This is a genomic window from Arthrobacter sp. 1088, assembly GCF_031455315.1.
Lineage (GTDB): Bacteria > Actinomycetota > Actinomycetes > Actinomycetales > Micrococcaceae > Arthrobacter.
The window spans coordinates 342665-362017 of the sequence record NZ_JAVDSM010000006.1 but is presented as its reverse complement, the minus strand read 5'-3'; the positions used below and the strand labels follow the sequence as shown (position 1 = coordinate 362017).

Below are 19353 nucleotides of genomic sequence, written 5' to 3'. Positions count from 1 at the left end.
GGTCCCATTCCGAACCCGGAAGCTAAGACCCACAGCGCCGATGGTACTGCACCCGGGAGGGTGTGGGAGAGTAGGACACCGCCGGACAAACATTAACGGGAAGCCCCGACCACCACGGTCGGGGCTTCCCCACTTTAACCACACAACCAAGGACGCTAGAGTCACAGGATGCCCCTTAACCGAACTTTGGATGTGTCATCCGGGAATGCCGTGAAGGGAAAAGTCCACCTTCGCACTTTGTCCTTGTCCGACGTCGGGCCCTTGGCGGCCGCCTACACCCGGAACGCAGAGTACCTTGCCCCTTGGGAACCACGGCGCAGCGAAGCGTTCTATACCAGGGCAGGGCAGGACGCCGTTGTTCGGGGTAAACTGAACCAATATGCCGCAGGCACCGAGGTGCCGTGGGTAGTTCTCCACGACGGGGATATCGTCGGCCAGATTACCTTGACGGGCATAGTCCGTGGACCCTTCATGAACGCCAACCTGGGCTATTGGGTCGACCAAGCGTTCACCGGCAAGGGCATTGCCACTTCTTCGGTGGAGGCGGTTCTCTCCATCGCGAGTGACGATTTGGGACTCCACCGTGTCCAAGCCGCAACCTTGATGCATAACGTAGCCTCGCAGGCCGTCCTCAAACGATGCGGCTTCGAGCGGATCGGGTTGGCGCCCTCCTATCTCCACATAGCAGGCGAATGGCAGGACCACGTCCTGTATCAGCGCATTCTCTTCTGATCCACGGCGGTTGGATGCGCTGCCGGCGTCGTGGTTTCCTGCGCTGGTTGGGGGCCTCTTCAACGCCGTAGGGTACGCCATGTGCGGTCCACACCCCCAAAAACCTTGAAAAACCGGTGATTTTGGTCAAAAAAGCGCGGAAACACGCGGAATTTGCTGGCCAAGCCGGTGCAAGCTGGTAAGTTTTCGAGCAGTGGCTTGCTCGCATTCCGCTTGAAAGCTCAAAAAACGTATTAGTCCAGGAGGACGTAAATGGCTAAGAACCGTAGTGAACTCGTTGCAGAGGTAGCAGGCAAGGCTGGCACCAGCCAGGCTGCCGTCAACTCCGTGCTCGATGCACTGTTCGAAGTTTTCGAGACTTCTGTTGCCGCTGGCGAGAAGATCACCATCCCGGGCTGGCTCGCAGTTGAGCGCACCGACCGTGCAGCACGCACCGGCCGTAACCCGCAGACGGGCGAAACCATCCAGATCGCCGCTGGCCACAGCGTTAAGCTGACCGCGGGCTCCAAGCTGAAGGCTGCTGTCGCCAAGAAGAAGTAATTCCAACTTCGGCGAACGCCTAAAAGGGGCGGCAACCAACTGGTTGCCGCCCCTTTTGCTGTTAAGCCCTGCCCACTACTCCTCCCCAAATGGTTCCCGATTCGCAGCCCAGCCATAGGTAACGGACAATGGATAGGTGCCATCAGCAAGAAGCTCCGCAACCGCCCCATCGCCTGTTCCCAAGCCGGGAGCGCGGGGAGGCGATGCCGTCACGGGCATTTCCCTCACGTGGCAGCTTGCTGGACTCGCGGTGCTCTTCCTGACTTTGGCTGCAGCCCTCATCTTTTCCGGAGCTTCTGCTGCCCGACAGGTCTCGGACCCTGGTGCGCTGGTTCGGTGGGGCCTGCCGGTGGCGAAAGCCGTCCACAACGTTTCCATAGCCACAGTTATTGGTGGACTGATCTTTGCGGTCGGAATCCTGCCCAAGAACCTTAGGGCGTCGCGATCCCGTGAAAAGGATCTGGAGGCTCTGGAGCATCCAGCCTTTGCACGCGCCCTTGCCGTTGCCGCCGCGGCAGGTGCCGCCTGGACACTGTCTGCCGTAGCGGTCCTGGTATTGACCTACGCGGACGTGGCGGGTCAGGGGCTCTCCGGCGACGCAGAATTCACCCGCTCGCTTGTCTACTTCATGACGGACATAGAAACGGGCAAGGCCTGGCTGGCCATCACTATCATTGCTGCGGTAGTCACCACCGCGCTGTTCGGCGTCCGCTCGCTGACCGGCCTCGCTTTTACGCTGCTGCTTGCCTTGATCGGGCTGATTCCGACCGCGCTGATCGGTCACTCCTCAAGCTCCAGTGATCATGAAGGCGCCATCAACTCGCTGGGCCTTCACTTGGTTGGTGTCTCTGTGTGGGTGGGAGGCATCATCATGCTCGCGGTCCTTTCCGGATTGCTCGCTGGCTCCAGGAGGTCCGGGACGAGCGACATCACGGAACCGACCCTCCGAAGGTTCTCGGCCCTGGCAGGTTTTGCTTTCGTGTTGGTGTTTGCGTCCGGTGTGATAAACGCAGCCATCCGCGTGACGAACCCCGGCGATCTGTTTGGCTCTGCCTATGGCCAACTCATCCTTGCCAAGGCACTTGCCACGTTGGTACTGGGTGGCATTGGTTTCATGCACCGTCAGTGGGTCATACCTCAGCTGGGGAAGAGCGGTTCGATGTCTGCCCGGCGCGTGCTGTGGCAGCTGGTTCTGGTTGAGCTGCTGGTGATGGGCGCGACGTCGGGCCTCGCCGTGGCGCTCGGGCGCTCGGCCCCGCCGCAGCCCACGACGTACGCACCGGACGCCTCGCCGGCCTTCATCCTGTCCGGCTATGAGGTTCCGCCTGAACTTACGCCAGAGCGCTGGCTTACGGAATGGCGTTTTGACTGGCTGTGGGTTGGAGTCGCCTTATTTGGCGCCGTGTCCTACATCCTCGGGATTATCAAGGTCCGCAAGCGTGGGGATAGCTGGTCCTGGTTCAAGACGGTGAACTGGATGATTGGACTGGTGATTCTCACCTACATCACGTCGGGTCCGCCAGCTGTCTATGGCCGTGTGCTGTTTTCTGCCCACATGGTGGATCATATGGCCCTGACCATGGTGGCACCGATCTTCCTGGTGTTGGGTTCACCCGTGACCCTTGCGCTGCGTGCACTGCCTTCCCGGGGTGAAGGCGCCCACGGTTCGCGGGGTCTTCGGGAGTGGCTGCTCCTGTTCGTCCACTCCCGGTTCTCGCAGGTGGTGACTCATCCGCTGTTCGCCGCTGCGAACTTCGCGGGCTCCATCGTGCTGTTCTACTACTCGGACCTTTTCGGCCTTGCCATGCGGGAGCACGTAGGCCATGAGCTGATGAATCTGCACTTCCTGCTGACGGGCTACATTTTTGTACTCAGCATGATCGGCAGTGATCCACTGCCGCGACGTGCGCCGTACCCCATGCGCCTGCTGCTCCTGCTCGCAACCATGGGATTCCACGCATTCTTTGGCGTGGCCATCATGGGCGGTACAGGCCTGCTGGCTGCTGACTACTTCGGCAACCTGGGCAGGACCTGGGGTGCCTCGGCCATCGCAGACCAGCAAATGGGCGGTGCTGTGGCCTGGGGCATTGGCGAAGTTCCCACCCTGCTCGTGGCAATCGGCGTAGCGGTCATGTGGTCACGCTCGGACGAGCGGGAGACCCGACGCGTGGACCGTGCGGCCGACAGGAATAACGACGCCGATCTCAGTGCTTATAACGATATGTTTGCCCGGCTCGCTGACCGCGATGCCAAATTGGCCGGCCGCCCGGCCTCAACCAGGCAGACGGCCCTGACTACTGAAACGACCGAAGCGACCCGACCGACCGAAGCCATACCGGCTAGCACTCCAGAGGACAGCACCGTTTCAACTGACAGCACCGTTTCAACTGACAGCACCGTTTCAACTGACGGTGCCGCCCCTGGGGACAACGCTTCAACAGGCCACGCCAGGGGAAGCGTTGACCATGCAAGCAGCAAGACCGAACGAAACACGAAGCTGGAAGGACGCTGATGAGCGAAACCGTACGCACCCAACTCCGGGTCCGGGCCTCCGAACTGGAGGGCCGCGGCTGGCTCAATACGGGCGGCAAGTCCCTTGACTTGGAATCCCTTCGCGGCAAAATCGTGCTGTTGGACTTCTGGACGTTCTGCTGCATCAACTGCCTGCATGTTCTCGACGAACTCCGGCCCCTCGAGGAAAAGTACTCTGATGTCCTGGTGACAGTCGGCGTGCATTCGCCCAAGTTCGAGCACGAAGCCGATCCCGTTGCCCTTGCTGCTGCCGTGGAGCGTTACGAGATCCATCATCCGGTTCTGGACGACCCTGAGCTGGCCACGTGGAAGGCGTACACAGCCCGTGCTTGGCCCACGCTGGTGGTCGTGGATCCGGAGGGTTACATCGTGGCGCATCTTTCCGGTGAAGGCCACGCAGATGGTCTCGCCGTGCTGCTTGAGGAACTTGTTGCTGAGCACGAAGCAAAGGGGACCCTCCACCGGGGCAACGGTCCGTACGTCGCTCCCGTTCCGACGTCGGGTACTTTGCGCTTCCCGGGCAAAACGACACAGTTGGCCAATGGCAATTACCTCGTCGTCGACTCCGGGCACCACCGCCTGGTAGAGCTCCACCCGGACCTGGAAACCGTTGAGCGGGTTATTGGCTCCGGCATTAAGGGGTACGCGGACGGCGACACGAACACGGCCCAGTTCAACGAGCCGCAAGGTATAGCTGTTCTTCCGGCGGAGCTCGCTTCTACGCTCGGTTATGACGCCGTGGTCGCAGACACCGTGAACCACCGCCTTCGCGGGGTGACGTTGAGTTCAGGGCATGTCCGGACTGTTGCCGGCAACGGTGTGCAGCGCTTGCTCGATGCCGGTCCTGCCCGTGTCACCGAGACGGGCGCGGGTGCCTGGTCCGAACACCACGACGGCGGTCCGGCCGACTTTGCTGCCGACGCAATCGACGTCGGGGTGCTTGGCCTTGGTACCGGTGTTTCTCTGTCCTCGCCTTGGGACGTTGTGTGGAGTGCGAAACTGCAGCGTGTTGTGATCGCCATGGCTGGGACGCACCAGATCTTTGCGTTCGATCCCGTGACCAACCAGGTTTCCATCCTGGCGGGCTCGGGCCTGGAGGGGCTGTTGGACGGCGTGGCGGAGGACGCCTGGTTCGCCCAGTCGTCCGGCCTGGCCATTGATGCCGATGACAACATCTGGGTGGCCGACTCGGAGACTTCCTCATTGCGGCGTTTGGTGCTTGACGAAACGGGCGTGACGGTGGAGACAGCCGTCGGCCAAGGACTGTTCGACTTCGGATTCCGTGACGGTGACGCCAGCGAGGCACGTCTGCAGCACCCCCTGGGGGTGACGGTACTCCCGGATGGTTCCGTAGCGATCGCCGATACGTACAACGGTGCCGTTCGCCGGTATGATCCCGCCTCGAAGACAGTGTCAACATTGGCGCGTGGCCTGGCTGAGCCGAGTGACGTCGTCGTGGTTAACCACAGCAACAGTGAGCCGCTGCTGGTGGTGGTCGAGTCAAACAAGCATCAGCTGGTTTTGGTGCCGATCCCCAAGGAAGCCCAGCAGGTGGATGAGGGGGCATCCCAGACGCACCGTCCCAAGAGCCCTGTGACACCCGGAATCCTGGAGCTGGCCGTTCGCTTCAAGGCCCCCACCGGGCAGAAGCTCGATGACCGCTGGGGCGACCCCACGCAAATGAAGGTCTCTTCCACTCCGCCGGAACTGTTGGTTTCCGGGGGCGGGACATCGGTGGGCTTGTTGCGAACCATCGAATTGTCGTCCGACGTGCCCGAGGGCATCCTTCACATCACTGCCCGTGCGGCCGCCTGTGACGGACCTGAAACCGAGGACGGCGAGATTCCGGACCACGCAGCCTGCCACCTGTACCAGCAGGATTGGGGCATTCCAGTCATCCTGCAGGCCGACGGCGAATCCGAGCTGGTGTTGGATCTGCGCGGCATGGACTAAACCTGCTGAACTGGCCCGGGTTTGACCCTTGAGAGGGAGGACCCGGGCCTTTTTCATGCCTCCGGCTACTTCGGAACTGGGCCAGTCATTGTCGAAATGGACGGGCTGGCATTTCATCTGAATCCGCGCCAGTTCAAGAGGGACCGTCGGAGGGACAACGACGCGATCCGTCAGGGCTTGCTGGTCCTGAGGTTCTTCTACGGCGATGTGGTTCACACGCCGGATGCGATGCTGCGGCACGTTCGTGAGGTCCTTCGGCGGCGGCGCTTGGTGTAACGAGAGCGGTTTTGGGCCCTCGGAGCCGGCGCGAGCACAGACTGGGCGCCTTAGGTGATGAAAGGTGGGCCAGTGCGGCGCCGCCTAGAAAGTCAGCATCGGGGTGACAGTCACGGTGTTGTTGTTGGTGTCCAGCTGGGTGGTGAAGCTGAAATCGTGCTCCACGTTGAGGTCGTTGACCAGGCCGGTGAACAAATTGATCTCTTGGGCGGAAACCCTTGCCTTGCCGTTGAGCGGGGCTACGACCCATTTGCCGCCGAAGGGCTCAATGGTGATCTTGGGGTACTGGGTAATTTCCCACTTGATGGTTCCGTCTACGACGCGCGCGTTGCTGGCGTGGTAGAACGGGCAATCAGGTTGGAGGCGCTGCTGTTCGGTGGCCTGGGCGGCACAGGTATCCAGGAATTCCCGCACTTTACCGGCAACGGCTTCGTTCATGGCCTTGGTTGACCTGGTCTGCAGGTTCAAGGGGGCCTGGCCGCCGTCGCGGCTTGAAACGAGGGCTGAGGCAGGAGGAGCCTCGAAGTAGGTGCCATTCAGGCTGGCTTCGTATTTGCCGGGGTAGAACACGGCAAAGGTGTTGCGGCCGTTGGGCATGTTCACGGGGACGCCGTTGAGCGCTGCTTCACTGGAGTTGACCACCGTCACTTCGATGGTGGGCAGCGTGGTGGGAACGAAAGCCCATTTGCCGAAGAACAACCACTGCGTGCCGGTGCGCTCCATCAGGAATTCAGTGTGGAGCCGGTTCCCGTCCAAGGTGTAGTCCATGGGAACGGCTACACGGTTGCTGCCCCTGGACTCTGCATTTCCGAGTTTGATGTCCGACAGTTTGGAGGCAGCAGTTTGCAGTGCCGTGCCGTCGAGCATGGCGGCATTCGCATTGGGAACTTTGGCTCGCAGCAGTCCCAGGGCTTGCTCGCCTTCGCCCTTCTGCAAGGCCTCCAGATACTCCCGGACAGGCTGTTGCGGACTGGCCACGGAGGAACTCACCAGGTTGATGCAGACGATGGCTCCGGCGACAGCAAGCATCAGACCGAGCAGCCATCCGGCTGCGGTCCTGACTATCGCTTGACTCAACTGCACGCCCTTTACGTTACCTGCCGTGGCAGCGATAGCTGTGCATGAGGGCATCAGCGTGACCTGCGAAGACTGCTCGTGAAATGCCCGACGGCGGGTGGCAGCACCCCGGGCCGCCACCCGCCGTCGGGCTTTTGACAGCCAAAAAGGGCTAGCGGCGGCGCCGCGAGGAGGTACCGAAAACGCCGCGCATGAGGTCGCGGCCAAGCTGTGTCCCCATGGAACGGACCATGCTCTTCAGGCCGCCGCCCAGGGCGCCGCCGAGTGCCCCGGCAAGGTCGCCCAACATGCCGCCGTCCTGCTGGGACGCCCGCTGCGGTGCAGGGGTCGGCGCGGGCGGCGAGGAGGGTGCAGGAAAGGAGGAGGGCGCAGGGGCCGGACGGGAACTCGGGCGGCCGAGGATCTCTTCCTCGATGCGGCGCGCTTCGGCGTCGATGTCGTAGGGCGTACCCCCGGAAGCGCCCGGACCAGGAGCGCCCGAACCAGAAGAGCTGGCCGGGACCGGCGGCAATCCCGGTGCGGCGTCGCCGGTGGAGGGTACGGGGTTGCTGGTGAGCTTCTCGTAGGCAGACACGTTGTCTACGGCCGTCCCGTACTTGACCAGAAGGGAGGACGAGGCCACGGTGCTGCGGATGAGGTCGTCGGCGCTGGGGCCCATCACGGATTCGGGGGCACGCAGCCGGGTGAGCGCAACAGGTGTGGGCGCGCCTTTTTCGTTCATCACGGTGATGACGGCCTCACCAATGCCTGCGGAGGTGAGTGTCTCTTCGAGGTCGTAATCGCTGACGGGGAATGTGGAGACCGTGGCTTTGAGGGCCTTGGCATCTTCCGGGGTGAACGCGCGAAGGGCGTGCTGCACCCGGTTGGCGAGCTGGCCCAGGACATCGGCGGGGACGTCCTTTGGTGTTTGGGTGACGAAGAAGATGCCGACGCCCTTGGAACGGATGAGCCGGACCGTGGTGGTGATGGCCTCGAGGAAGGCCTTGGAGGCGTCGCTGAAGAGCAGGTGTGCTTCGTCCAGGAAGAACACCAGTTTGGGTTTGTCGAGGTCGCCGGCTTCGGGGAGGTCTTCGAAAAGGTCGGCCAGGAGCCACATGAGGAAGGTGGAGAACAGCAGGGGCTTGGTCTGCAGCGTGGGGAGTTCAAGGCAGCTGATCACGCCCCGGCCATCGGGCGCCGTGCGGAGTAGCTCTGCCGTATCGAATTCCGGTTCGCCGAAAAACCTTTCCATGCCCTGCGCCTCAAGGGTGACGAGTTCCCGCAGGATGACTCCGGCAGTGGCTTTGGAAAGACCGCCAAGATCCTCCAGCTGTTCCTTGCCCTCGTCCGAAGTAAGGAACTGGATTACGGCACGGAGGTCTTTGAGGTCGATCAGTTCCAGCTTGTTCTTGTCCGCAAAGTGGAAGATCAGTTGGAGGCTGGACTCCTGGGTGTCGTTGAGGTCCATGATGCGTGAGAGCAGGATGGGCCCGAAGGAGGTGATGGTGGCGCGGATCGGGATTCCGTTGCCGTCCCCGCCCAGGCTCAGGAATTCAACGGGGAAGTTCTTTCCCTGCCACTGCTGGCCGAGGGCCTCGGTGCGTGCGCTCAACTTTTCACTGCCGGTTGCCGCCGTTGCCAGTCCCGACAGATCACCCTTGATGTCCGCGAGGAAAACCGGCACACCCGCCGTCGAGAGCTGTTCGGCGATCATGTGCAGCGTGACCGTTTTGCCGGTACCGGTGGCGCCGGCCACGAGGCCGTGGCGGTTCATCATGGCCAGGGGAAGCCTGACCTGGGCCTCTTTGTGGATTTCACCATCGACGATCGCCGCGCCCAGCTCGATGGTGGCACCTTCCAGGGCGTACCCCTGCTGGATGGTGGCAAGTTTTTCAGCAGTGGTTTTATTGGCCATGCGCATAGCTTAGCTGGGCAGCACAAGATCCTTGCTGAAGGCCAGATGCTTGATGTCTTCAGGGTCTGCGGCGAGATCGAAGAGCGCTTTATAGCCCGTGGCGAGGTACAGATTCCTGGCCTCCGGCTGGCGTGGGCCGGTGGTGAGGTAGAGCTTCCTGTAGCCCCGGCGTCGTGCTTCATTTTCCAACTCCGTGAGCACGCGCCGTGCCAGCCCGCGACGACGATGCGCAGAGTGGGTCCAGATTCTCTTGAGTTCTGCGGTGTGCTCGTCGAAGCGCCTGAATGCGCCGCCAGCCACGGATTCGCCGTTCTCCTGGATGATGATCAGTGCTCCGTGGGGTGCGGCGAATTCCTCGGCCGGGTACCTGTTCAGTTCCTCTGCAGCGCCCCCGGTGCCGAAGAGTGTCCCGTAGCGCGTGTCATATTCGACGGCGAGTTCGTCCAGGAGGGGACGGACGCGGGGATCGCGCATGGGCAGGCTGAGGACGGAAAGGGTTGGCGTTGTGGTCATGTCATGCCTTTCGTAGGTTCACCCCAAGTAGGTAGCAGCTGAGCTCGTTTTGGGCGGTCAAAACGCGCTTAACTGCGACTCAGTTGGGTGGGTAGTCGCCGCGAGGGTGCCCAGGATCCTTCGGGCCAACGCGTCGTTTTCCCGGAAGGGTGCCGCGTTGGTGTTGGGGCGGGCAAATGCTCCCGCGCCCCAGCCCGACGTCCACGGTCCCACCGCAAACAAAGTGTCCTGTGCTGTACCAACAGGTGACAGGACCTGGTGATTCCCGGAAACCAGAAGTTTGCCCGTGGAGTGCGCACCTTCGGAGGTAAGCAGCCTCTGCTCGGTGCCCCATCCGGCGTCGTGCAGGTCTGCCAAGGCGGGATTCGCCGAACGTTCCACGGACGCTGACGGCAACCGTGCCTCGATGTACGCCGAGGCATCCACCACCACGGGTGACTGGAATGAGCCGGCAACAAACCGGCCCGTTGATTCGTCGGTGCGCACCCACATGCCCGGCCCCAGGAACTTCAGGAACCCGGCCCGGTGCAGCGCGAGCATTTCACGGAGACGGTGTGACGGCGGCCCGGAATCCACGAAGCTGAAGAAGCCGTGCCACCAGCCGTGGATCGCCTGTTGGGAGCGTGCATTGAGCCGATCCTGCGGGACCAACCGCCCAAGGTCCATGTAGACGAGCAACAAAGCGGTGAAGAGTGCGAGTGTTTCGGAATGGTCGGGGCTGGTTCGGAGGTCGAGATCGTGTTGGATGTACGCGGCCACCGAGCGCTGCACGGCCTCATGGTCCGCAAACGCGCAACCGCTCAGTGGGTGGTCCAAGGCCTCCAGGTCCAACCGCAGCGCGGGATCAGGGACGGAGAAGGCAACCAGCTCTTCCCGGGCAGCGCTGTACCAGTCCAAGGCATCGAACCTCTTCTCGAAGCTGGCCCACGTCCCCAAAACCCGCGACGGGTAGCCCGTGAAGAGCTCGCGATAGTAGGCATAACCGGCGTCCTTCGCGATCAAGGGCCACAGTTGTGAGCGGAAGTCGAGTTCCTGATGGCCAGCCAATAACGCATCAACAGCCTCGCCAGTGAAGTACCGCGGACGTGCGATCGGCTCGCCACGCACAACGGAGGAAATCTTGGAGTGGTACGGCACGCCGCGTCGTGAACCTACCCAGAGCCGCGGTTCGGCGCCGGATGGCACATACTCGAGTTCGCCGTCGGGCTCTTCCTCGAAGCGGCCGCCGCGGCCTTCGAACAACAGCACCAACAGGTCGACGAACGCGAGCCCCATTCCGGACACGATCACGTCCTGCCCGGCTTCAATCCCTGAGTAGTCCACGTCCGTTGTGTACGACGGCGGCGCATGGAACCCACCGTGGCGGGCAGCGAAATCGGTGAGGCGGGCGGACTCGTCATCCGGCAACGAGTCCGTATGGCCCAGGGCGTAAACCACGACGTCGGCCAGCACCTCGGCGCCGGAAGCCAACCGCACGTGGTGCGCACCGGCGTCGGTCCCGCCGCCGGCATCGGAAGAACGCTCGACGGCGGTAGCCGTGTCCCGGTGGACCGTTACCGATACCTCGGGTCCCAGAGCGGTGACTGACCGACGGAAGAACCACTCAAGATATTTGCTTTGGAGCTGCCGCGTCGGAAATGAAGAAGGTGTGAGCGAACGGAGTTGTGCCAGCAAGTGGGGCTCCAGCGCAGGGACATCGCGGATGCTGCCGTCCAGCACACCTGCCGCCCACGTTGCGAGGCCGGGCCCATCGACGGGAGGACCATCGCACGCCACGGATGCGTCGGTGAACATGGTGACGTCCGCCGCGGTGGAGTTCAGCAGCAGGCCCGGGCTCTGGTCATAGCGCCAGATCCTCCCGGAGCCTGGCTCATACGGCTCCACGACGTGGATGTGCAACGGGCCTTGGAACAACCTTGGCCGGCTCGCGGCCAGTCTTTCCAGGACGCCGGCCGTGCGCGGGCCGCCGCCGATGAAGGCGATAGCGGGAACTCGTGACGGCATGGGATCTCCTGAAGAACATCGGGTGGTGCAGCCCAATCTAGGGAGGCGGTGCCGCCGCGGTCGAGGAGCGGGTAACGGCCGTTCACCCCGCGTCATCAGACGTTAAGCAGCGCAAAGTCCGGTCTCATATGGCGCTGCGTGAAGTCCCGTGAACCTGCACTAAGTCCAGTGAAGAAGTACAAATTTCTGCCTTGCCGGGCCTCCCTGGCGCCCCTAGATTGGCAGCCATCCGATAGTCAACAACCGATCTGAAACGAGGTGGCGCATGAGTGCAACAGCACCGCCTGCCACGGCGGAAACCGCACCGCCCACCGCGGACTACTCCCACTACAAGCTCGTCCCGGCCCGGCATCCATGGCGATGGGTGGGTACTGTCCTGGTGGCCGCTGGCGTCGCCGCCATTATTTGGTCCCTGGTTACCAATCCGCGCTGGGAATGGGGAGTGGTGGCCGAATGGTTCACCGCCCAGTCCGTGGTCAACGGGCTGCTGGAGACCTTGAAGCTCACGGCGATCTCAGGCGTATTGGGTTTCGTCCTGGGTTTCATCCTCGCCCTCATGCGCCTCTCCGCTTCGCCGCTGCTGGTTTCGGTGTCCTGGACGTTCTCGTGGATCTTCCGCTCCACGCCGCTGCTGGTCCAGCTCCTGCTTTGGTACAACCTCGGCTATCTCTACGAAAAGATCAGCCTGGGCATCCCTTTCACGGACGTCCGCTTTTTCGAGGCCCAGACCACCACGCTCATCAGCCAGTTCGCAGCCGCGGTCCTGGGCCTCACCCTGAACCAGGCGGCTTACTCCGCGGAGATCATTCGAGGCGGCATCCTGTCAGTGGACCAGGGCCAGCTCGAGGCTGCGGCGGCCCTGGGCATACCGGCGTGGCAGCGCAACACCCGGATCGTTCTGCCCCAAGCCATGCGGGCCATCCTGCCCAACGCCTTCAACGAGATCATCGGCCTGGTCAAGGGCACCTCGATTGTCTACGTACTGGCCTACTCCGAGCTGTTCTACACGGTCCAGGTCATCTACAACCGGACCCAGCAGGTGCTGCCACTGCTCCTTGTCGCCACACTCTGGTACGTGGTGATCACCTCTGTGCTGAGCGTCTTCCAGTACTACATCGAACGCCACTTCTCCAAGGGCGCGGTACGCAACCTCCCGCTCACCCCGTTGCAGAAGGCCCGGAAGTTCTTCGCCACCCACGTAGCTGTTTCACCCACAAAGGACGCCCGATGAGCATCATCGCCGCACGCAAAGAATCCACGACGACGACGGGAAAGGCAGCTCCCGCCGGCGCTCCTGCAAGCACGACGGCGGCCCGGCCCGCCTCGGCGGACAAGAAGGCCACCCGCGGCCAGGTGCACATCACCAACGTCCGTAAGTCATTCGGTGCCACCGAGGTCCTCAAAGGTGTTTCATTGTCCGTTCCGCCCGGAGGCGTAGCCGTGATCGTTGGCCCGTCGGGTTCCGGCAAGTCCACCCTGCTGCGAACCATCAACCACCTGGAAAAGGTGGACGGCGGCTACATCACCATCGACGGCGAGCTGGTGGGTTACCAGGTCCGTGGCAACAAGCTCCACAAACTACGCGAGAAGGACATCCTGAAGCAGCGCACCAACATCGGCATGGTGTTCCAGAACTTCAACCTGTTCCCGCATCTCACCGCGCTGGAGAACGTCGCCGAAGCACCCGTGGTGGCCCAAAAGCGTTCCAAGGTGGAAGCCAGGAAGCGCGCGTTGGAGCTGTTGGATCGGGTGGGTCTGAAAGACCGCGCCGACGCTTATCCCAGGCAGCTCTCGGGTGGCCAGCAGCAGCGCGTTGCCATTGCCCGGGCACTCGCGCTCGACCCCAGGATCCTCCTCTTCGACGAGCCAACCTCGGCGTTGGACCCCGAACTCGTCAACGAAGTCCTGGACGTGATCCGTGAGCTGGCCAAGTCCGGGACCACGCTGATCATCGTGACCCATGAGATGGGCTTTGCACGGGATGTCGCAGACACCGTGGTCTTCATGGACCAGGGGCAAATCGTCGAGTCCGGCACGCCGCAGGAAATCTTCGGCAACCCCCGCGAAGAGCGCACGCGCAGCTTCTTCTCCAAAGTCATCGAACCAGCTTTCAACATCTAGGACACCCCATGCTTCGCAAGACCCTCGCCACCAACAAAAGCAAGCTCCTGGCGCTCGCTGTACTTCCCGCCGTCGTACTTCCCGCGCTTGCAGGGTGCTCCGATCCTGGGGCGTCGGCAGCCAAACCGGAATCTGAAGCCGCAAAGAACGGCATCGTTTACAACACTTCTGTGGACCAGAACCGTATCCGCGCGGAGAAAGATACTGCCGCTGCCGCAAATGTTCCGGCGTCCATCGCCAAGGACGGCAAGCTGACGGTGGCCACCACGGCGGGTTCAATACCGCTGTCCTTCCACGCCACGGATGACAAGACGCCGATCGGCGTGGAAGTGGACATCGCCCAACTCGTGGCAGACAAACTGGGCCTGGACCTGGACCTGCAGGTGACGTCGTGGGAGAACTGGCCGCTCAAGACCCAGTCGGGCGATTTCGAGGCCGTGTTCTCCAACGTGGGCATCAACGCCGCCCGCGTGAAGCTGTTCGATTTCTCCACCTACCGGGCCGCCTACATGGGCTTTGAAGCAAAGAAGAGCTCGAGCTACGACATCAAGGGCTCGGACGATATTTCCGGGCTGAAAATCTCCGTGGGCTCGGGCACCAACCAGGAGAAAATCCTCCTCGCCTGGAACAAGGAGCTGGAAGCCAAAGGCAAGGCGCCTGCCACGTTGCAGTACTACTCGTCCGACGCCGACACCATCCTGGCGTTGTCCTCCGGCCGCACCGACCTGAACCTGGCGCCCTACCCGTCCGTGACCTACCGCGAGAACACCCGCGACGACCTCAAGGTGGTGGGCAAGGTCAACGCCGGCTGGCCTTCCGAGACCCTAGTTGCGGCCACCACACTCAAGGGCAACGGGCTGGCCCCAGCCATCACGGACGCCCTCAACTCCACCATCAAGGACGGCTCCTACGGCAAGGTCCTGGAACGTTGGGGCCTTTCTGAAGAAGCCTTGCCGGAGTCCAAGACCGTCACTGAAACAACCTTTGGGACCGGCAAGTGACTTTCCAGGTCCTGGATATCAGCAACCATCACCGCAGACCACGCCTTGAACAGGAGCGACTCCAATATGCCTACGCACACTGAAACAGCACTCGAGGCCTTTGCCGAGGAGTGGCAGGAGTGGCATTCCGCCCATGAACGCCACCGTGCCCACCCGCACGGCTTTCTCGCCGTGACCCACCTGCACTGGCTGGACAGCAACCCGACCCGGTTGGAAGGCGTCCCCGGCACGTGGTGCGCGGAAGCCGACGTCGTACGGGTTGTCCTGGAGCCCGGCGAAAGCCTGCAGCAGGACGGTGTTGAACTCAAGCCCGACGCAGGTAAATCGCTGGAGTTCGGCCCGATCGAGGAACGCGGCGGCATCAACCTGGTTTCCGGCGATACCGTGATCGAGGTAGCCAAGAGGGGCGGCGAGTACATCGTGCGGCCGCGGAACCCGTCGAATGCCCTCTTGCGGGAGTACCAAGGTACACCCGCTTATGCACCCGACACGGCGTTCGCCGTGGCCGGTACGTTCGTGCCGTTCGAGGCCCCCCGCCCCACAACCGTGGGTGCCGCCGTCGAGGGTATCCAGCACGTCTACGAGGCACCGGGTGAGATCCGGTTCAAACTCGCCGGACAGGAATTGGCTCTGACGGCATTCAACGGCCACGCGCCGGGCTCGCTGTCCGTACTGTTCACAGACCAGACGTCGGGCAAAACCACGTATGCGGCCAACCGCTCGCTGTCCGTGGTTCCTGCAGCCGATGGCACCGTGCAGCTCGATTTCAACCGCGCCGTCAACCTGCCGTGCGCTTACACCGATCTCGCCACGTGCCCGCTTCCGCCCGCGGAAAACCGACTGCCCGTAGCCATCGAAGCCGGCGAGAAGATCCCTTACGAACGGCAGGACCAGAAGTGAGTACTTTCGAAGAACACACGGCCGGGTTCCTGGCTATCGAACTCGACGGCGCCGGGTATGAGGACCTCGCCCGGGCTGTCCTGGCCGCCGAGTCAGCCGGCTTCCACGTGGCCACCTTCGCGGATGCGCCGGTCCCGGGGAGGGTCAATGCTCTCCAGCGTGCAGCCTACGCCGGGCCCGTCACCAGGAATATCGCCCTGGTTCCGGAAGTGGACACCGTCTATACGGAGCCCTTCCACATTTCCACGCAGCTCGCGAGCCTGGACTACGTGTCCGGGGGCCGGGCCGGCTGGATCGCCACCGCAGCGGAGGCACCCGAGGCTGCTGCCGCCGTCGGGCGTTCCTTCGTTGAAGGTGACGCGCTCGCCCAGGAAGCTGCCGCGTCCATTGAGGTTGGCCGCCGGTTGTGGGATTCCTGGGAGGACGACGCCGTCATCCGCGACGTCGCCACGGGACGGTACATCGACGTCGACAAGCTCCACTACGTGGACTTCGAAACGCCCGCCGATTTCGCTGGTCCCGGCTATTCCGTGAAGGGCCCGTCCATCATCCCCAGGCCCCTGCAGGGTCAGTTGCCGGTTCTGGCCGCTGCGTCCCTGGTGGGTGACGGTCAGGTTCCGGTGGATGCCGTGGACGCTGTGCTGGTGTCTGCTCCGACGCCCGAACTGCTCGCCGCCGAGGTTCGCCATGTGCGGGCCCGGCTTGGTGCTTCCGTCGCGATTGTCGCGGAGCTCGACGTCGTCCTCGACTCGCGGGGGCAGGCTGCGGCGTCGCGGTCGGACACCTCACAGGACGACGGCAGGGCGCGTTTCGTCGGCTCGGCAGCCGGTCTCACCGACTACCTCGATTCGCTCCTCAAGGAGGCCGACGGCGTCCGACTCCACCCGGCGTCGCTCGCCGTCGAGTTGGACGAACTTGCGCGGCTGGTCCTGCCCGAACTGAGGCGCCGCGGGTCTCTGCGTGCGCCGATCCAGGACGGAACGTTCCGTGGGCTGCTGGGCCTTGGACGCGCAGTGAACCGCTACTCGACGTCTGCCGCGGCCGCTGCTGCCGCCGGAAAGTAAGGGATCACCATGACACAGCACAACCGTGCTATTTTCCAACCGAGTGGGCAGATCCAGTTCGGGATCTTCTTCCAGGGCGTCAACTCCGGCACTATCTGGAAGGCCCCCGAATCGGGTTCGCAAACCGACTTCGAATCCTTCCGCCACATCGTCCAGACCGCCGAGCGCGGAAAGTTCGCGGCGTTCTTCCTCGGCGAAGGTCTGCGCCTCCGCGAACACCTCGGACGGCCGCACGCCCTGGACGTAGTGGGCCGTCCTGACGCTCAAACAATGCTCGCCGCCCTGGCCGCGGTGACCACGAACATCGGGCTGGTTGCCACGCAAAACACCACGTACAACGATCCCGCGGACCTCGCGCATCGATTGTCCTCGCTGGACCTGATCTCCGGTGGCCGTGCCGCGTGGAACGTGGTCACCACGGACAACGCGTGGACCGGAGCCAATTTCCGTCGAGGGGGATACCTCGACCACGCCGACCGCTACAAGCATGCCGAAGCGTTCGTCGAAACGGCCAAGCGTATTTGGGACTCGTGGGAGACTTCTGCCGGACCGGCTCGCCGGGTGCTTCACGAAGGCCAGCACTACACGGTGGACGTCAGCCCACGATTGCCGCGGAGCGCCCAGTACCGGCCCGTGCTGTTCCAAGCCGGAGACTCCCCGGAAGGCCGGAACTTTGCAGCCCGCCAGGCAGATGTGATTTTCTCGGCCCACCCCAAGTTCGACGACGCCGTGGAATTCCGGCGCGACATCGTGGCGCGCTCGGTCGATGCGGGCCGTGGGGCCAACGCCGTGCAGATCATGCCGGCCAGCGAGTTCATCCTGGCCGCCACTGACCGGGAAGCGCAGGAGAAAAAGGCCTGGGTTCGCAGCCTCCAGATTGGTCCGCAGCAAGCGATCGCCTACCTGGAGCAGTTCTGGGGCCGCGAGCTTACTGAGTACGATCCCGATGGTCCCCTCCCGGAGATTGATCCTGTAGTCGAGGAGACCTCGGAGACCCGCGGCAGTGGCTTCCACGGTGCGAAGGCCCGGCAGCTTGCAGACCAGTGGCGTGCCGAGGCCAAGGACAAGGGCCTCTCAATCCGCCAGTTCGTCACCTCCCGCACCGCACGGGTGGACGCTACCTTCACCGGTTCCTACACCGCCGTCGCCGATCACCTCGCCCAGTTCGCCCGCGTCGGCGCGGTGGACGGGTTCAACATCTCGCCGTGGCTCATCCCCACCGGCTTGGACGACATCGTGAACCACCTGGTGCCCGAACTTCAGGAACGCGGCGTCTACCCCACGGAATACCGCGGCACCACGCTTCGCGAAAACCTGGGGCTGGAGACGCCGGTGCGTTCGGACGAGCCGGTGCAGGTCTGATGACGTCAGGATTGCCGATGAAGAAGCTGGTGCGGTGGCTCGGGTTCCAGCCGGGCCACCGTGAAACAGCGCCCGACGGCGGCGAGGCGGGTGCCGCCGTCGTCGACGTCTCGCGGGGGAACGTCAGTTTGCAGTTGGCTGTGTGGGGGCAGCCGCTCTAGCCGCCACTTGTGTTCAGAGAAGCGCCTTGAACACATCCCACCCCGTGCCGATGGGGCCGTAGGGGCCATACATGCCTGTGGTTGAGGCGCCAGTGGCATAGGTGATGAGGTCGCCATTCGCGTCAACGGCGACGAGTTCGTTGTACTTCGTGTGGCCGGAGCTTCCAAGCCCGGCCACCTCGGAGAACGTCTGCCAACCAGTGCCAAGCCAGACAGGTTCCTCCCAGCTGCCTTCGCCGTCAGTGGGGTATTGGCGCAGATAGCCATTTTGGTCGCGGCCGAATATATCTACGCCCCCGTCGGCGTTCATATCGCCGCCGGTGATGATTTTGTTCATGACCTGCCAGCCCCACCCGACCTGTTCCCGGGGAAGCCAGCCGCCTTCGCCGTCCCCCGGGTAGAGGAACAGACCGCCTGCGGCATCGCGTGCCAGCACATCGTTGGTACCGTCGCCATTGAAGTCGCCCGGGCCTACGATGGCGTCGAAGATGCCCCATCCTTGGCCAACCTGTTCCCGGGCAAGCCAGCCACCTTCACCGTCGCCAGGGTAAAGGAAGAGCTTTCCGGCGGAGTCCCTGCCCAGGAGGTCGTTGTACCCGTCGCCGTCAAAGTCGCCGGGGGAGAAGACAATGTCAAAGACGTTCCACCCTTGGCCTACCTGCCGGTGTTCGTCCCAGGAACCCCAGTACGACGGGCACGGCCCCTCGCAGGCGCCCTTGTAATAGGTGTACGTCCGCGGGTAAAGGATGAGCCTGCCGTCGTAGGTGCGGGCAAGGGGTTCAAAGTTGCCGCGCCCCGTCCACCCCATGGCCCTGCTGGAAGCCTTGATGGGCTGCGTTTCGCTGCTCAGCTGCGTCCCTGTCGGGCAACCCTGGTTCCCTGGCGTGAGGGGATGAACACGCATGGAGATACGGCTGCCCAGGTCTTCCGGCAGGATCCGCAGAGTGTCTCCTTGCCGTTCCTCCGGGAGTGGCTCGCCGTCGCGGAGCCATTCCAAAGTAATGGCATCAGACGTTCCGTCCGGATTCCGGCAACCCCAATAGCTGTAGTCGTACTGTCGGCGGAGCTCCGCACCTACGTAAGGGACGCCGTCGATGATGGGTGTTGGCTGGTAGTCCGCCGTAGCGGGCCCTGTCCCGGCCACCGTGGCTGCCAGAGCTATCGCAGCAGCGCTTGCAAGCGTCCAAGCCCGCGCTCGATTTATCCCCATTGTTCCCCCCCCA

17 protein-coding genes and 1 rRNA gene are annotated in these 19353 nt (G+C 63.2%); 13 read left to right on the top strand and 5 right to left on the bottom strand.

The window, feature by feature from the left end:
- The 6 genes from rrf to J2Y41_RS12230 all read left to right on the top strand — a co-directional run.
- Positions 1-87 (top strand): 5S ribosomal RNA (rrf, locus tag J2Y41_RS12255); the annotation flags it as partial.
- Between the two features lie 81 nt (positions 88-168).
- A complete protein-coding gene (locus J2Y41_RS12250) occupies positions 169-732 on the top strand; it encodes a GNAT family N-acetyltransferase (protein ID WP_224089444.1) in 564 nt (187 codons plus the stop codon).
- A gap of 252 nt (positions 733-984) precedes the next feature.
- Positions 985-1272 (top strand): HU family DNA-binding protein, encoded by a 288-nt coding sequence (locus J2Y41_RS12245; protein ID WP_011776355.1) that lies wholly within the window; start codon positions 985-987, stop codon positions 1270-1272.
- Between the two features lie 136 nt (positions 1273-1408).
- Positions 1409-3784: a cytochrome c oxidase assembly protein gene (locus J2Y41_RS12240; RefSeq protein WP_396133526.1), complete on the top strand. Its 2376-nt coding sequence runs from the start codon at positions 1409-1411 to the stop codon at positions 3782-3784.
- Positions 3784-5757, top strand: coding sequence for an NHL domain-containing thioredoxin family protein (locus J2Y41_RS12235; RefSeq protein WP_309928661.1), 1974 nt, complete (start codon positions 3784-3786; stop codon positions 5755-5757). The genes J2Y41_RS12240 and J2Y41_RS12235 overlap by 1 nt, the downstream gene beginning before the upstream one ends.
- A 21-nt stretch (positions 5758-5778) precedes the next feature.
- Complete coding sequence (locus tag J2Y41_RS12230; protein ID WP_309928660.1) at positions 5779-6033, top strand: DUF559 domain-containing protein; 255 nt, start codon at positions 5779-5781, stop codon at positions 6031-6033.
- Between the two features lie 84 nt (positions 6034-6117).
- Here the strand turns inward: J2Y41_RS12230 and J2Y41_RS12225 are convergent, their stop codons facing one another.
- From J2Y41_RS12225 to J2Y41_RS12210, 4 genes are all read right to left on the bottom strand, one after another.
- Positions 6118-7164, bottom strand: a complete 1047-nt coding sequence (locus J2Y41_RS12225; RefSeq protein ID WP_309928659.1) for a hypothetical protein — start codon at positions 7162-7164, stop codon at positions 6118-6120.
- A gap of 97 nt (positions 7165-7261) precedes the next feature.
- Positions 7262-9004 carry a helicase HerA-like domain-containing protein gene (locus J2Y41_RS12220; RefSeq protein WP_309928658.1) on the bottom strand — a complete coding sequence of 581 codons (1743 nt, stop codon included), beginning with the start codon at positions 9002-9004 and terminating at the stop codon, positions 7262-7264.
- Positions 9005-9013: 9 nt separating this feature from the next.
- On the bottom strand, positions 9014-9517 hold the full coding sequence (locus J2Y41_RS12215) for a GNAT family N-acetyltransferase (RefSeq protein WP_224089439.1): 504 nt from the start codon (positions 9515-9517) through the stop codon (positions 9014-9016).
- 57 nt (positions 9518-9574) lie between these two features.
- Complete coding sequence (locus J2Y41_RS12210) at positions 9575-11521, bottom strand: FAD/NAD(P)-binding protein (RefSeq protein ID WP_309928656.1); 1947 nt, start codon at positions 11519-11521, stop codon at positions 9575-9577.
- Between the two features lie 265 nt (positions 11522-11786).
- Here J2Y41_RS12210 and J2Y41_RS12205 point away from each other — a divergent pair, with 265 nt between their 5' ends.
- The 7 genes from J2Y41_RS12205 to J2Y41_RS12175 all read left to right on the top strand — a co-directional run bounded on the left by J2Y41_RS12205 (position 11787) and on the right by J2Y41_RS12175 (position 18130).
- Positions 11787-12752: an amino acid ABC transporter permease gene (locus tag J2Y41_RS12205; protein ID WP_309928655.1), complete on the top strand. Its 966-nt coding sequence runs from the start codon at positions 11787-11789 to the stop codon at positions 12750-12752.
- Positions 12749-13642, top strand: coding sequence for an amino acid ABC transporter ATP-binding protein (locus J2Y41_RS12200; protein WP_309928653.1), 894 nt, complete (start codon positions 12749-12751; stop codon positions 13640-13642). The genes J2Y41_RS12205 and J2Y41_RS12200 overlap by 4 nt, the downstream gene beginning before the upstream one ends.
- 8 nt (positions 13643-13650) lie before the next feature.
- A complete protein-coding gene (locus J2Y41_RS12195) occupies positions 13651-14643 on the top strand; it encodes an ABC transporter substrate-binding protein (protein WP_309928652.1) in 993 nt (330 codons plus the stop codon).
- A 66-nt stretch (positions 14644-14709) separates the two neighbouring features.
- Entirely contained in the window at positions 14710-15543 is an 834-nt protein-coding gene (locus J2Y41_RS12190; RefSeq protein ID WP_309928650.1) for a DUF1684 domain-containing protein, read from the top strand.
- Positions 15540-16607, top strand: a complete 1068-nt coding sequence (locus tag J2Y41_RS12185) for an LLM class flavin-dependent oxidoreductase (RefSeq protein ID WP_309928648.1) — start codon at positions 15540-15542, stop codon at positions 16605-16607. Before J2Y41_RS12190 ends, J2Y41_RS12185 begins: the two co-directional genes overlap by 4 nt.
- Positions 16608-16616: 9 nt before the next feature.
- Positions 16617-17969: an NtaA/DmoA family FMN-dependent monooxygenase gene (locus J2Y41_RS12180; RefSeq protein ID WP_309928647.1), complete on the top strand. Its 1353-nt coding sequence runs from the start codon at positions 16617-16619 to the stop codon at positions 17967-17969.
- 17 nt (positions 17970-17986) lie between these two features.
- Positions 17987-18130, top strand: a complete 144-nt coding sequence (locus tag J2Y41_RS12175) for a hypothetical protein (RefSeq protein ID WP_309928645.1) — start codon at positions 17987-17989, stop codon at positions 18128-18130.
- 13 nt (positions 18131-18143) lie between these two features.
- Here J2Y41_RS12175 and J2Y41_RS12170 read toward each other — a convergent pair whose 3' ends face one another.
- Positions 18144-19340 (bottom strand): VCBS repeat-containing protein, encoded by a 1197-nt coding sequence (locus J2Y41_RS12170; protein WP_309928644.1) that lies wholly within the window; start codon positions 19338-19340, stop codon positions 18144-18146.
- Positions 19341-19353 lie beyond the last annotated feature (13 nt).

Coding starts and splice junctions, on each gene's coding strand:
- J2Y41_RS12250 (WP_224089444.1), top strand. CDS start 169: ATGCCCCTTAACCGAACTTTGGATGTGTCATCCGGGAATGCCGTGAAG.
- J2Y41_RS12245 (WP_011776355.1), top strand. CDS start 985: ATGGCTAAGAACCGTAGTGAACTCGTTGCAGAGGTAGCAGGCAAGGCT.
- J2Y41_RS12235 (WP_309928661.1), top strand. CDS start 3,784: ATGAGCGAAACCGTACGCACCCAACTCCGGGTCCGGGCCTCCGAACTG.
- J2Y41_RS12225 (WP_309928659.1), bottom strand. CDS start 7,164: ATGCCCTCATGCACAGCTATCGCTGCCACGGCAGGTAACGTAAAGGGC.
- J2Y41_RS12220 (WP_309928658.1), bottom strand. CDS start 9,004: ATGGCCAATAAAACCACTGCTGAAAAACTTGCCACCATCCAGCAGGGG.
- J2Y41_RS12215 (WP_224089439.1), bottom strand. CDS start 9,517: ATGACCACAACGCCAACCCTTTCCGTCCTCAGCCTGCCCATGCGCGAT.
- J2Y41_RS12210 (WP_309928656.1), bottom strand. CDS start 11,521: ATGCCGTCACGAGTTCCCGCTATCGCCTTCATCGGCGGCGGCCCGCGC.
- J2Y41_RS12205 (WP_309928655.1), top strand. CDS start 11,787: ATGAGTGCAACAGCACCGCCTGCCACGGCGGAAACCGCACCGCCCACC.
- J2Y41_RS12200 (WP_309928653.1), top strand. CDS start 12,749: ATGAGCATCATCGCCGCACGCAAAGAATCCACGACGACGACGGGAAAG.
- J2Y41_RS12195 (WP_309928652.1), top strand. CDS start 13,651: ATGCTTCGCAAGACCCTCGCCACCAACAAAAGCAAGCTCCTGGCGCTC.
- J2Y41_RS12190 (WP_309928650.1), top strand. CDS start 14,710: ATGCCTACGCACACTGAAACAGCACTCGAGGCCTTTGCCGAGGAGTGG.
- J2Y41_RS12180 (WP_309928647.1), top strand. CDS start 16,617: ATGACACAGCACAACCGTGCTATTTTCCAACCGAGTGGGCAGATCCAG.
- J2Y41_RS12175 (WP_309928645.1), top strand. CDS start 17,987: ATGAAGAAGCTGGTGCGGTGGCTCGGGTTCCAGCCGGGCCACCGTGAA.
- J2Y41_RS12170 (WP_309928644.1), bottom strand. CDS start 19,340: ATGGGGATAAATCGAGCGCGGGCTTGGACGCTTGCAAGCGCTGCTGCG.